The organism is Cohaesibacter marisflavi (genome assembly GCF_900115225.1).
In the GTDB taxonomy this organism is placed as follows: Bacteria; Pseudomonadota; Alphaproteobacteria; order Rhizobiales; family Cohaesibacteraceae; genus Cohaesibacter; species Cohaesibacter marisflavi.
Genome location: NZ_FOVR01000007.1, coordinates 110,404 through 123,751, shown reverse-complemented (window position 1 = coordinate 123,751; position 13,348 = coordinate 110,404). Strand labels below are relative to the sequence as shown.

The 13,348-nt window shown below is 54.1% G+C and carries 12 protein-coding genes and 1 tRNA gene; 7 read left to right on the top strand and 6 right to left on the bottom strand.

Going from position 1 to position 13,348, the window contains the following annotated elements; translation table 11 throughout:
- Window positions 1-167: 167 nt before the first annotated feature.
- Window positions 168-1,379: a tryptophan synthase subunit beta gene (gene trpB / locus BM258_RS14175; protein WP_090073349.1), complete on the bottom strand. Its 1,212-nt coding sequence runs from the start codon at window positions 1,377-1,379 to the stop codon at window positions 168-170.
- A 267-nt stretch (window positions 1,380-1,646) separates the two neighbouring features.
- On the opposite strand from trpB, the gene speA reads away from it, so the two are divergent.
- From speA to speB, 4 genes are all read left to right on the top strand, one after another.
- Window positions 1,647-3,545: a biosynthetic arginine decarboxylase gene (gene speA / locus BM258_RS14170; protein ID WP_090073347.1), complete on the top strand. Its 1,899-nt coding sequence runs from the start codon at window positions 1,647-1,649 to the stop codon at window positions 3,543-3,545.
- Window positions 3,546-3,697: 152 nt separating this feature from the next.
- Entirely contained in the window at window positions 3,698-4,903 is a 1,206-nt protein-coding gene (locus tag BM258_RS14165) for a saccharopine dehydrogenase family protein (RefSeq protein ID WP_090073507.1), read from the top strand.
- Between the two features lie 99 nt (window positions 4,904-5,002).
- Window positions 5,003-6,196: a carboxynorspermidine decarboxylase gene (nspC, locus tag BM258_RS14160; RefSeq protein ID WP_175528077.1), complete on the top strand. Its 1,194-nt coding sequence runs from the start codon at window positions 5,003-5,005 to the stop codon at window positions 6,194-6,196.
- Between the two features lie 24 nt (window positions 6,197-6,220).
- Window positions 6,221-7,099: an agmatinase gene (gene speB, locus BM258_RS14155; RefSeq protein WP_090073344.1), complete on the top strand. Its 879-nt coding sequence runs from the start codon at window positions 6,221-6,223 to the stop codon at window positions 7,097-7,099.
- 88 nt (window positions 7,100-7,187) lie between these two features.
- Here the strand turns inward: speB and BM258_RS14150 are convergent, their stop codons facing one another.
- On the bottom strand, window positions 7,188-7,835 hold the full coding sequence (locus BM258_RS14150) for a hypothetical protein (protein ID WP_139229282.1): 648 nt from the start codon (window positions 7,833-7,835) through the stop codon (window positions 7,188-7,190).
- A 218-nt stretch (window positions 7,836-8,053) separates the two neighbouring features.
- Between BM258_RS14150 and BM258_RS14145 the strand changes: the two genes are divergently transcribed.
- Window positions 8,054-8,470 (top strand): GNAT family N-acetyltransferase, encoded by a 417-nt coding sequence (locus BM258_RS14145; RefSeq protein ID WP_090073340.1) that lies wholly within the window; start codon window positions 8,054-8,056, stop codon window positions 8,468-8,470.
- 16 nt (window positions 8,471-8,486) lie between these two features.
- Here the strand turns inward: BM258_RS14145 and ybaK are convergent, their stop codons facing one another.
- The 4 genes from ybaK to BM258_RS14125 form a co-directional block, all read right to left on the bottom strand.
- Window positions 8,487-8,960: a Cys-tRNA(Pro) deacylase gene (ybaK, locus tag BM258_RS14140; protein ID WP_090073338.1), complete on the bottom strand. Its 474-nt coding sequence runs from the start codon at window positions 8,958-8,960 to the stop codon at window positions 8,487-8,489.
- 145 nt (window positions 8,961-9,105) lie between these two features.
- Window positions 9,106-9,537 carry a deoxycytidylate deaminase gene (locus BM258_RS14135; protein ID WP_090073336.1) on the bottom strand — a complete coding sequence of 144 codons (432 nt, stop codon included), beginning with the start codon at window positions 9,535-9,537 and terminating at the stop codon, window positions 9,106-9,108.
- Window positions 9,538-9,710: 173 nt separating this feature from the next.
- Window positions 9,711-9,786 (bottom strand) — tRNA-Glu (locus BM258_RS14130).
- Window positions 9,787-10,080: 294 nt separating this feature from the next.
- A complete protein-coding gene (locus BM258_RS14125; RefSeq protein WP_090073334.1) occupies window positions 10,081-10,380 on the bottom strand; it encodes a hypothetical protein in 300 nt (99 codons plus the stop codon).
- A 576-nt stretch (window positions 10,381-10,956) separates the two neighbouring features.
- Between BM258_RS14125 and BM258_RS14120 the strand changes: the two genes are divergently transcribed.
- Window positions 10,957-12,288, top strand: coding sequence for a cytochrome P450 (locus tag BM258_RS14120; protein WP_210186753.1), 1,332 nt, complete (start codon window positions 10,957-10,959; stop codon window positions 12,286-12,288).
- A gap of 13 nt (window positions 12,289-12,301) precedes the next feature.
- Window positions 12,302-13,300, top strand: coding sequence for a lysophospholipid acyltransferase family protein (locus BM258_RS14115; protein WP_090073331.1), 999 nt, complete (start codon window positions 12,302-12,304; stop codon window positions 13,298-13,300).
- Window positions 13,301-13,348: the final 48 nt, after the last annotated feature.

The window sequence follows — 13,348 nt, the reverse complement described above, 5'->3', positions numbered from 1 at the left end:
ATCGGACGCAATCAGTTGCCCCCTGTTTAAACCAAACCAGAAAGGGCTGACAATAGCATTTCTTTCAAAAACTGTATCATATGCGCACAATTCGAAAAGAAAATGAGACGAATTCCGACAATCTATAGAGATCACCGGAATTCCATTTCTGGATCAAATGATTGATCCTAAAGCGAGAAGTCTTCGCCAAAGCCGAAATTCTCGGTCACATAGTCAATGTCCTTGTCGCCACGACCGGACAGGTTGACCAGAATGCTTTCTCCCGGATGCGCCGGAGCCATCTTCATGGCATAAGCCACCGCATGAGAGCTCTCCAGCGCCGGAATGATGCCTTCATATTTGCTGAGCGCATAGAAGGCCTTCAAGGTCTCTTCATCGCTGGCAGAGCCGTAATTCACCTTGCCAATAGTGTGCAGATAGGAATGTTCCGGTCCGACACCGGGATAGTCAAGGCCAGAAGCAATGGAGTGCACCGGCGCCGGTTCGCCCTTGTCATCGGTCAGCACCAAACATTTGAAACCGTGGATCTCGCCCGGATGCCCATAGGTGATCGTCGCGGCATGCTGGCCGAGTTCGGAGCCCTTGCCATGCGGCTCAACACCATAGAGCTTTACATCTTCATTGTCGAGAAAGCCGGAAAACAGCCCCATGGCATTGGAGCCACCACCGACGCACGCCACCACATGATCCGGGTCCAGCCCCGTCATGGCCTGAAACTGGTCTCTGGCCTCGAAGCCGACCACAGACTGGAAGTCGCGCACCATCTTCGGGAAAGGATGAGGCCCGACAACAGATCCGATGGCATAGATGGCCTCGTCAGCTTGCTCAAGATAGGCCATAAAAGCACTGTCGACCGCTTCCTTGAGGGTCTTGCCACCAAAGGACACCGGCACAACCTCAGCCCCGAGTAATTTCATGCGGATCACGTTGGGGTGTTCCTTGGCGATATCCACTTCGCCCATATGAATCTCGCATTCCATGCCGAAATAGGCCGCGGCCGTAGCAAGCGCCACACCATGCTGTCCAGCACCGGTTTCGGCGATCAGCTTCTTCTTGCCCATGAATTTGGCCAGAAGCGCTTCACCCATGCAGTGATTGAGCTTGTGCGCTCCGGAATGGTTCAGATCTTCCCTCTTGAGATAGATCTGCGCTCCCCCCATCTTTTCCGACAGATTCTTGGCATGCTGGACAGGCGTCGGGCGGCCTTGAAAATGCTCGCGAATATAGCGTAGCTCCGCTATGAAGGAGCTGTCCACGGCAATGCGTTCATAGGCTTCGCCGATTTCCTTGAAATGGGGCACCAGCTGTGGCGGCAGAAAAGCGCCACCGAAATCACCAAAATAGCCTTCCTTATTTGGAAATTGCTTCAAATATCCCATAATTCTTCTCCGACTGTTTTATGGTATTTGCTTTTTTGTACACCCACACTAGCCAAACAATTGCGCCCTGAACAGCACCAACCCGCAAGGGATTGCCAACAAATAGGCCCCCTGTACACGGGCAGCGAATATGATATGTGTTATACGCGAATTATCGCTTGCACTGGTCATGGCTTTCAGCCATATGCAGGCCAACGCAAGCACATGTTGACGCAATAGAAACAGAAGCCCGGTAACGGGCTGTTTTTTCATCAAGAGGACGGGCGATTGAGCACTACGGAACAGGAGGCTCCCTGCGCAATCTATGGCATTGAGCGCTGGGGCAATGATCGGTTCGAAGTTCTGGACAATGGCAACATTGGCCTCATCACAGATCACGCAGAAGGGCCCGTCACAACGGACCTGACTTCTATCTTGCATTCACTGGAAGAGCGCGGCATCGCCTCCCCCATTTTGTTGCGCGTGGCCAACAGCCTGAAAAACCAGATTGATCGCATCAATATGAGTTTCGCCAACGCGATGAAAGAGCTTGACTATAAAGCCAGCTATCGCGGCGTGTTCCCCATCAAGGTCAACCAGCAGGCCCATGTGATCGAAAAGATCGTCGAATATGGTGCGCCGCATAATTTTGGACTTGAAGTCGGTTCAAAACCGGAATTGATCATTGCTCTGGGCCAGCGCCTTTCCAAAGATGCGCTGCTCATCTGCAATGGCATCAAGGATAGTGAGTTCATCAATCTGGCCCTGCTCTCCAGCAAACTCGGCTTCAACACGATCATCGTGCTGGAAAGCAAGGCTGAGCTGGATCTGGTGCTTGAAGAATCCAAGAAGCTCAACATCCGCCCGCAACTTGGCATCCGCATCAAGCTGAACAACCGCATCACCGGCAACTGGGCTTCCTCCTCGGGGGATCGGTCAGCCTTTGGCCTGTCGTCACCGGACGTGCTGTATGTGATCGACCGTCTGCGCGATGAAGGCTATCTGGATTGCCTGCAACTGCAGCATTTTCATCTGGGCAGCCAGGTCCCGGATATCATTGACGTACGCCGTTCGGCGGCTGAGGCCTGTCGCTTCTTTGTTGAACTGCGCAAGGAAGGGGCTCCGCTCAACTATATCGATCTGGGCGGCGGTCTGGGTATTGACTATACAGGCGAGCACAAATCCACCGAGAACTCCATCAACTATTCCACCGACGAATACTGCTATTCCATCGTCGAGGCCGTGAAAAACACGATGGACGATGCGGAGCAGAAACACCCCACCATCGTGACCGAAAGCGGGCGCGCAACAGTGGCCTACAGCTCCATGTTGCTGTTCAACATCATCAATGTGACCCATTATGAAGAAGACAATATTGTCGAGGTCTCCGAGGATGATGATCGTTCCATTCGCGATATGCGCGATGTCGAGACTTACCTGACGCCGAGCCGCTTGCAGGAATGCCTTAACGACGTCACCTTCTACCGCGATGAAGTGCGCCGCAACTTCGGACGCGGCGAAGTGGGCTTGCGCGATCTCGCCAAGGCCGAGAAACTCTATCTCAACCTGATCGCCAAGATGCGCAAGGCAACAGAGGCCGATGAATGGGTCTCCGATGACGTGCTAAGCGCCCTTGAATCGGCGGCTGACATCTATCACGCCAACTTCTCGCTGTTCCAGTCTCTGCCCGATGTCTGGGCCATTGACCAGTTGCATCCGATCATCCCGATCCAGCGTCTGAATGAAACGCCAACCCGACGCGCGATCCTGTCCGACATCACCTGCGACAGTGATGGCAAGGTGGATCAGTTCGTGCTCGCCGATGGCATTTCCTCGTCTCTTCCAGTGCATGCTCTGGAAGAAGATGAGCATTATTGCATGGCCGTCTTCTTTGTCGGCGCGTATCAGGAAACGCTGGGCGATTTGCATAATCTGTTTGGCGACACCAACGTGGCAACCATCGAGATCAAGCCGAACGGCGACTTCAACCTCATCCACGAAGTGGAAGGGGATACCATTGCCGAAGTGCTCAGCTACGTGGAATATAACACGACAGCATTGTCCAACAACTTTAAGCAGATGGTTGAAGAAGCGGTCTCCAATAAAAAGCTGACGGTGAAGGAACGCAAGGCCATGATGAATGCTTTCAAGGAAAGCATGAACGGCTATACTTATTTCGAGCATTAAGCAACCGCCATCAAGAGCGATCCCTTATAACATAAACATCACGCTCCCAATCGACAAAGGTGCCATGGTTTCGGCATCTTTGCCGGTGCATTATGGGAGACAGGCAGGTCTGTCAGGCTGGCAGATATCCCTCTGAAAAGAAGGACATTGATATGAACAAAGTTCTGGTCATCGGCGCAGGTGGCGTCGGCTCCGTCGTCATTCATAAAATGGTGCAGCTTTCCGATATCTTCGCAGACATCACGCTGGCCTCGCGCCGCATTTTCAAATGCGACGAGATTGCCGCTTCCGTGAAAGAGCGCACCGGCGTAACCATCAAGACCGCAGAAGTGGATGCCGATGATGTGGAAGCCCTTTCGGCTCTCATCGACAAGCTTGGTGTGTCTCTGGTGGTCAACGTGGCCCTGCCATATCAGGACCTCAACATCATGGATGCCTGCCTGAAGTCCGGCGTCAACTATCTCGACACAGCCAACTATGAGCCGCGGGATGTGGCCAAGTTCGAATATAGCTGGCAGTGGGCCTATCAGCAGCGCTTCGAAGAAGCAGGCCTGATGGCGCTACTCGGCTCTGGCTTCGACCCGGGCGTTACCAACATCTACACCGCTTATGCCAAGAAGCATCTGCTCGACCGTATCGACACACTCGACATTCTCGATTGCAACGGCGGCGACCATGGCCAGCATTTTGCCACCAACTTCAACCCGGAAATCAACATCCGCGAAGTGACCGCACCCGTGCATCACTGGGAGAAAGGCGAATGGGTCACCACCCCGGCCATGTCCAACAAGCAGCCGTTTGACTTCCCCGCCGTGGGTGAGAAAAACATGTATCAGATGTATCACGAAGAGCTGGAAAGCCTTGTGAAGCATCTGCCGGAAATCAAGCGCGCCCGCTTCTGGATGACCTTCGGTGATGCTTATATCAAGCATCTGGAAGTACTGCAGAATGTCGGCATGACCCGCATCGATCCTGTCATGTATGAGGGTAAGGAAATCATCCCGCTGCAGTTCCTCAAGGCCGTGCTGCCAAACCCGGGTGATCTGGGCAAGACAACCAAGGGCAAGACCTGTATCGGCAACATCATGACCGGCGAGAAAGATGGCAAGGAAAAGACCGTCTATGTCTACAATATCTGCGACCATGAAGAATGCTTCGCAGAGGTCGGCTCTCAGGCCGTGTCCTACACCACTGGTGTGCCCGCCATGATCGGCGCAGCCCTGATGCTCTCCGGTCAATGGTCTGGCAAGGGCGTGTTCAACATGGAACAGCTCGACCCGGATCCTTTCATGGACATGCTCAACAAGCATGGCCTGCCATGGGAAGCGCATGAGCTGGACAAACCGCTGGATTTCTAATCCGGTTTGAATGAAGGAGCCCGGCCCCGCCGGGCTCACTTACCTCTATTCCCTTTGGCCAAGTGATGTGGCCACCAGTCCCTTTTTGGAGAAACCGACATGACCGATGCGCCAGTAATGGAAACGCAGGCAGGCGATGCCGGAGCCTTTGCTACCTTCGATCTCGCGCGTGTGCCTTCGCCCTGCTTTGTTATCGACAAGGCAGCCATTCGGCGCAACCTGCGCATTCTCTCTCAAGTCGGAGAAGCGGCCGACGTCAAGGTTCTGCTGGCGCTCAAGGCCTTTTCCTGCTGGGCGCTGGGCGACCTCATCGGCAACTATCTTGACGGCACCTGCGCTTCCGGTCTTTGGGAAGCCAAGCTGGCCAAGGAGCAATTCTCTGGCGAACTGGCCACCTATTCCGCAGGCTTCAAGGCCGAGGAAATACCCGAAATTCTGGAGCTGTCCGATCACCTGATCTTTAACAGCCCGGCGCAGTTCCACCGCTTCGCGCCGCAGATCAACGCTGCGCGCAAATGGGGCTATGCGCCTGATTTCGGCCTCCGGATCAATCCCGAACACTCAGAAGGGCATATCGCCAAATATGACCCCTGCGCCATTGGGTCACGCCTTGGCACCCCCATCAGCCAATTGAGCGACGAAGATCTCGCCCCCTTCTCCGGCATCCATATGCATACCCTGTGCGAACAGGATTTCACGCCCCTCAAGCGTACCTTTGAGGCGGTAGAAGAGCGCCTTGCGCCTTGGCTGCATAAGCTTAAATGGCTCAATTTCGGTGGTGGTCACCATATCACCCGCGATGATTATCAGCGTGATGAACTGGTCGACTTCCTCAAGACCATCAAGGCCAAATATGATGTCGAAATCTACCTCGAACCCGGCGAAGCCGTAGCGCTGGACGCAGGCATTCTGGTAGGCGAAGTGCTGGATGTGACGCGCAATGGCGACGTCAACATCGCCATCATGGATATCTCGGCCACATGCCACATGCCCGACGTGATTGAGGCCCCCTATCGCCCTGCTCTGCTGGGCGAGCAGAAGGGCGGCACATCCTATCGTCTGGGGGGACCGTCCTGTCTTGCGGGCGACGTCATCGGCGACTATGCCTTTGCTTCTGAACTGGAGCTTGGCCAACGCATCGCCTTTCTCGATCAGGCTCATTACTCGATGGTCAAGACAAACACCTTCAACGGCGTGCGCCTGCCATCCATCGCTATCTGGGATTCAGAAACAGACCAGCTCGACGTCATCCGCGAGTTCACCTATGCTGAATTCCGCGACCGCCTGTCGTAAGTCAGACAACACGGGACATCCATCATGCTTGATTTGACCTATCCTGCTTTTCTGGCTTCGGAACTCTCCGACGCTGAAAGCGACCCGCAAACAGCCCTGTTTGAAGTTATTCCTTGCCCGCTGGAAAAGACGGTTTCCTATGGCGCAGGCACTGCTGCCGGACCGCTGGCGCTGCTGGAAGCAAGTCAGGAACTGGAGCGTTTTGACGGCAAGGGCTTCCCGATCAAAAAGGGCATCATCACCTCTGACGTGATCAATTGCGATCAACCGATCGAGCAGGTCATGAAGGATCTACGCGCCCGCACGGCAGCCAGCGTGGAAGCAGGACGCATTCCCGTCACTCTTGGCGGAGAGCACAGCCTCTCCTATGGTGCCATCATGGGCGTCGTGGACGCGCTGGATGAGCCGGTTGGCATCATTCAGATTGACGCGCATGCAGACTTGCGCAACGCCTATCAAGGCCACAAGCATTCCCACGCCTCGGTCATGCATCTGTGCGCCGTGGAACGCCGCCTGCCTCTCATGCAGTTCGGTATCCGCGCTCTTTGCAGCGAGGAGCAGGATTCACGCATGAATGAGGCGCATATTCAGTTTGTTGATGCGGAAAAGCTTGTCACGGAAGGGATTTCTGCAGTTGACCTGCCTGAGGACTTCCCCGAACAGGTCTATATCACCTTTGACGTCGACGGGCTGGACCCATCCATCATGCCAGCAACGGGAACGCCTGTGCCCGGGGGCCTCAGCTACTATCAAAGCCTTCAGCTCATCGCACACGCCCTCAAGGGCCGCAAATGCGTTGGTCTGGATGTGGTGGAACTGGCGCCCATCGAAGGGCAATGGGCCTGGGACTTCACCGCAGCCAACCTCACCTATCGTCTGATGGGGCTGGTCGGCGGCCACTAGGCAATTATGAAGCTAGCAAGCAGACACAAGCCTGCTGCCTGTGATCGGTTGGCGTAAATCTGGCGAGTGCCAACCGGCTTCTACAGCCTCACCAATCGGTGATCTGGTCGATCACCTTCTCGCTTTTTTTGACAAGCCGCGAGAAATAGCCACCCTCTTCAGGGCTGCGCCTTGTAGTGCCCGTCCCTTCAGGAGCATCCAGAGGGGTGAGCGGCGCACGTTCCACGGCGCCCTCTTTGGCAGCTTCCTGCTTGCCTATCGTTGCACCATCGGAATTGGTGGACGCGCCGGCCAGAGGCAGAGCTTTTGGGGAAGCAGCATCCGTTGTTGACGCCTCCGGAGCGGGGTCATCTGACAAGGAAATGGCACCAGATCCGCTATCCAGATCCTCCGGCAACATCTTCGGAGCAGTGGCCCCATATCCTGCATTGGCCAGTTGTGTCTGCATGCCATCAAGGCGCTTGGTCAGACGGTCAACTTTTGCAGCCAGACTGGCATTTTCCTTGCGCTGCTCTTCCAGTTGGGTTGCCAAACGGGTTAATTCGCTGAGCAAAGCCTTGGTGCTGACCTCATTGTGCCAGTCTTCATCCATCGGAGCCTGTTCGACTTGCGGAACGGCTTTGTCATTGGAAGATTGCGCCAATGAAAGCTGACCGGACGACATCAGAAACAGCGACGCGAATAACACACGGCACGAAAACAGGCGCTTCATTCCCAAATCACTTTGACTAACCATTCTCTATGCCCCCTTGCGACACATTCTGTTCGAGCCGTCCAAAGCGGCCAACATGCCTTCAACAACACCGGATCTGTGGCAACATTATGGGCATAGCGATCAGTTTCACCCGCACGGGCTTTCCCAAACCGCATGCTTGTCATAAAAGTCAGACAAAGACATCCGGAGACAATTCTGCAAATGGGCAGATATTTGAAGCACATGAAAAGGGTCGACTTATGGATCAGCCTAACTATCGCATTGAGCCCCAAACCCCGCCTCTGGGAGATTTTCTGCGTTTGAGAAAGATCACCGGCCTCACAGTCTATTCAGAGGAAGCAGCCCAAGAAGGCCTCAAGGGCACGATTGCCGCCGCCACCGTTTATTATGGCGAACAGGTGGTCGGCATCGGTCGCCTTGTTGGCGATGGCGGTTGCGTTTTTGTCATTTGCGATATCGCCGTTGATCCCGTCCATCAAGGCAACGGGCTAGGAAAGGCCATCATGGCCAGCCTAATGGACTATGTGCAAAATAATTTGAAATCAAAGGCTTATGTAATGATCATCGCCGACCTGCCTGCGAATAAGCTCTATGAACAATTCGGCTTTGAAGCAACAGCGCCCGACTCCATCGGCATGGCCTATAGAGTGCCTTGAAGCCCGTAATGATAAATCACCGCACCAGATCGGCAACCACGCAGCGCATGAAATCCACCAGCCCCTTGGGGGCAACCTTGATCTGCAATCCTCTTTGCCCGCCGTTGATGTGAATGAGCGCCTTGTCCATGGCGCTGATATCAAGGGCCGTCGGCACGCGCTTGCGCTGGCCAAGCGGGCTGATACCGCCAACCTTGTAGCCCGTCGTACGCTCTGCATCAGCTGGCTGCATCATGGCCGCACGCTTGCCACCAAGCGCTTTGGCAAGCTTCTTCATATTGACTTCGCAATCAGAAGGCACCACGGCACAAACCGGCTTGCCATCAAGCTCCACCATCAATGACTTGAAGACCTCTGCCGGATCTGCCCCGATGGCTTCCGCCGCTTGCAGCCCGACCCGATCCGCCTCATGATCATATTCATAATGCAACAGGGAAAAGTCGACCTTCCCCTTTTTGAGGGCCTGTGTTGCGGGCGTACTATCGGACATGGGAGTACCTTGGAAACGTCTTGTAAAGATGAAAAGGGCAAACCGAACGGCTCTCCCTTTTCTATGCCCCCAGATCAAGGGAGGCAAGAGGTGAAAGTCGAGCAAGCATCAGCTCAGGCAAAGTCACCGAGTAAGGCCCCGCCCCTCAGCCGATAACCTTATATTCGATACCGCAATCCTTGAAAATTTCTTCACTGCGCGTGGTATCAAACCGGCCTTGAATGCCCTCATTATGGCGCCAGACCACTTTGCCCACCTGATGAGCGGCCAGAAATTTCGTGCATTCCTTGCAAGGCGGATGGGTCACATAGACGATACAGCCCTTGGCAGGTTCTTTCATGGCAGCCAGAGCATTCATTTCCGCATGGATTACGCGATCATATTTCTCCTCGCGCGTCTCATACCATTCCGGCTTGTCTTCCATGGAGCGTGGGAAGCCATTATAGCCCACCGCAGCAAAGCTTTTGTCGGGCCGAACAATGACGCATCCCACCTTGGTGGACGGATCACGGCTCCGTTTGGCAACAGCATCGGCGCAATCAAGCACCCACTCATCAAATCCGGGCCTGCTGGTCATTTTCCCTCACCACAACACCTACAGAAAGCAACGAAACTGGCCAAAATTTGCGATGCTCATCTAAAAATTGCAAGAGAAATTAGAAGACTAAGGGCTAAACGCCAACAAATGCGCCCAAAAGAGTACCATGATTGGCCAGGCATGCAGATCAACAGCAGGTTTGATAAGAAGTTTGGCACGCCCTACGGGGTTCGAACCCGTGTTGCCGCCGTGAGAGGGCGGCGTCCTAGACCACTAGACGAAGGGCGCTTGGTATGAGCAAAGCGAGATCACAGAAAGTGACCGCCAACCTCACTTCGGTGCACACTAGACCTCTCCCCTCTTGGTTTCAAACAAAAAAAGCAAGAAGGTCCAGATAATTAAACGCAAAATAGCAAAGCGCGGCGTAAAAAAGCACTTGCACCGGCCGGGGTAAGACGCGCAGCGCAGCTCCAAACAAAAAACCGCCGCGGCAGCTGCAATCATGGATGCAGCGCCGCGACGGACATGAACTGACTTTATGAAGATCAAAAGCGCGAGAAAGCCAATTTGACTGGATTAGGCTTAGCTGTTGCTTTGAATTGCTTCGCAGGTATAGCCCACGAGGCTGGCATCAGAGTTGGCTGTCGGAATATATGCAGGCTGTGCATCGCTTCCAACGCCGCAATAAGAACCGTTGGCAACATAGCGGTCAAACTGGTTTGCACCGGTAGAAATCAGAACGCTGCCTTGTTCCTGAACAAGCTGCCTTGCCTGGCTGGCGGTCAGGTCACGGCTATCAACCTGAGCTGCAGCAAATACGGAAGACGTGGAAGCAATTGCCGCAATGGCAAGAACGGAAAGAGCAGTAGCTGGTTTTTTCATCGATTTATTCCTTTTCTTTGTTATCGATGCGACACCTTTTTTCCTGCGACACTCATGAGATAGAAATCGGAATGCCGTTGTTCAAGACACCGACAAAACTTTCATCAGTCAACAAAAAGTGACTGAAATAAACGATAAAAATCATAGAGTTATCCTTGAACACCCACGTCTGGTTACATACATAAAAGAAGGATTACATCCTTTAAAAACGGCCTTTATAAAGTACGCCATTATCGTTATCTGTTGCCTATGGCTTACCAATTTAGGCTCGACGCCTACCACCCCATGAGTACGCCAACGACAGAAGCTTAATGTTTGCCCCTTCAGCCCCCCAATAAGCCCTGAAGCGCAGATGCAGCCGAGGCAACAGGGGGCCTGTCGACGACTTAATACGAAAAACTGCGAATGAAGGCTGGTGACATTGCCGATATTCGGCAATAGTGTCCCTTTAAAGATTCACATAGCAGACATTTTTTCTAGCAGGGCGCCATAGTGTCAAACGAACCAAGCATTGCAAATTATTCTGGCGAAGATTTCCGCCCTCCCTTTCCCACCCGAGATCCGGGAAGAGTCAAAGTGCTTCGCCTTTTAAAGCAGGCGAGAAAGAATTATCTGGCGATTTGGTCCCTGAAAGATTTTGACACGCGGCTCATCGATTTCAAAATCCTGAACCGTCAATTGATGGTCTGCAACGCACCGGACGTGGTGAAAGAAGCCTTCCAGACCAACCATGAAGCCTTGCAGCGCAAAACGCCGCAAATGCGCAACGCCCTCAGTCCTCTCATCGGCGATGGCTTGTTCATCAGTGATGGCGATATCTGGGCGGCTCGGCGCAAAATGGTCGCACCCATCATTCACGGCTCCAGAGTGCCCGGTTTTGCGCCCATCATGATCGAGACCATCGAAGAGAAGAAAAAGGAATGGCTGGATCTTCCCGAGGGAGGTGAGATTGACGCCTTGGCGGAGATGGCCCACCTGACGGCAGAAATCATCTGCCGCACGATTTTCGGTCAAGATTTGGGGCGCCAGTTCGCCACAGAAGTGGTGGAAGCCTTTTCCGATTATCAACGCCAGATCGACCAGATCGACCTTGTGTCTCTTTTGGGGCTACCCGAATGGCTGCCACGCTTCGTCAAACCGTCTATCAGAAAGTCTGTTAAACGCATCCACACCGTTCTCGACCAGATCATCGATCAGTATGCGGTCTCCAAATCCAAGGGCAATGTCTCCGTGCTTGGCGGCCTGCTGGAAGCGTGTGATGAAGATGGCGTTCCGCTGAGCCGCGAGGCAATCCGCAATGAAGCGGCGGTGATTTTCATGGCCGGACATGAAACCACGGCTAATACGCTTGCATGGGCATGGTATCTTCTGTCCCAATCCCCTCAGGTATCCAGCCGATTGACCCAAGAGATCGATCACATTCTAGGAGATAGAAGTCCGACTTTCGCCGATGTCAGAAATCTGCCCTATACAAAGGCCGTGGTGGAAGAAACCCTGCGCTTGTACCCGCCAGTGCCCATTCTGGGCCGTGAAGCAATAGAGGCCACGAGCATTGATGGCCGTCCCGTCGGCAAGGGAACCCTGCTGCTGGTGGTGCCATGGCTCTTGCAGCGCAATTCCAAGCTATGGAATGATCCGCATATCTTCCGGCCTGAGCGCCATGTGGAAGCTGATGGCGACAAGCGCTCCAAATACAGCTATGTCCCCTTCAGCATTGGCCCGCGCATTTGCCCCGGTCTCGCCTTCGGCATGACGGAATCCGTATTGAGCCTTGCTATTTTGGCCCGCGATGTGGAGCTTCGCTTGAAACAGGGCGAAGATGTACAGCCGATCTGTCGCTTGACTGTCCGTCCAGGAGATCATCTGCCGATGACGGTCCATCGCCGTCAGAGAACAGCACAAGCTTAGGCGATTTGACCCGATGCGCCTGCACGACATCCCGTTTGAAGAAACGAAATCCCCTGAACCTGAAGGCCCACCCCTTTCTTGGGCCTTTTCAGCCGACAGCAAGAAGCGGTCTGACTGGCGCCTTTTCTGGCTGCTCGAACCGACCATGGGCGCGCTAAACTATTTCACTCACCATGCCCTGCGCCCCTTGCCGCTTTCAGCCTGTTCCCGCTTCGGTGCCCTGATTGCGCCTTTGGCGCAGGCGCGGTTCGCGAAAGCCAAGTTCGCGCAACGCCTGTTAAAAAACATCAAATTGCTACGCCCTGACAAAGCCGATTCCGAACAGGGAGCAAACGAACTGCTCTCTGGTTGGTGGACCAATACCGGTCGTGTCTTCGCAGAATTTTCCAAGACAAGCCGCCATCATCCGGATGGAAAAATCGAACTGGTCGGAGCGGAGCATTTCCATACAGTCCAAGCGCAAGGCAAACGGGTCATCTTCCTATCGGTTCATGTGGGACACTGGGAGGCTCAAGTATCCGCCTTGCACCAGACACTGGATATCGAGGTTACAGGCCCTTTCCAACCAGAACCGAGCCGCTTCACAAATCGCTTGATCCACAATCTGCGCAAACGGCGGGGGCAATATCTATTTCCACCCGGCAGGAAGTCCGGAATAAGGCTGCACCGGATTCTTGCGGCCAATGAGGCTTGCGGCTTGTTCTATGTCGATGATGTCAGGGAAAACCAGATCCACCTGCCTCTCTTCGGCCGCCCTACGCCAACCAAAGGCAATGCCGTTGCTGCCATCAAGCTGGCAAAGGCAACGGGCGCCACGCTCATCCCGGTTTTCATGATCCGGACACAGGGAGCCAACTATCAATTGACGTTTCTCCCCCCGATCGAGCAGGCCAATAGCGGCGATCGCGCGGCCGACATAGAGACAACCATCAAGAGGATCAACGGTGCGATAGAGCCCATTATACTGGAACATATCGATCAGTGGTACATGCTGGCAGAACTAAGATTATAATCTCGGGATTTCGAGAGACCCCTCTGGGTACCACACTCGCTTGCCACC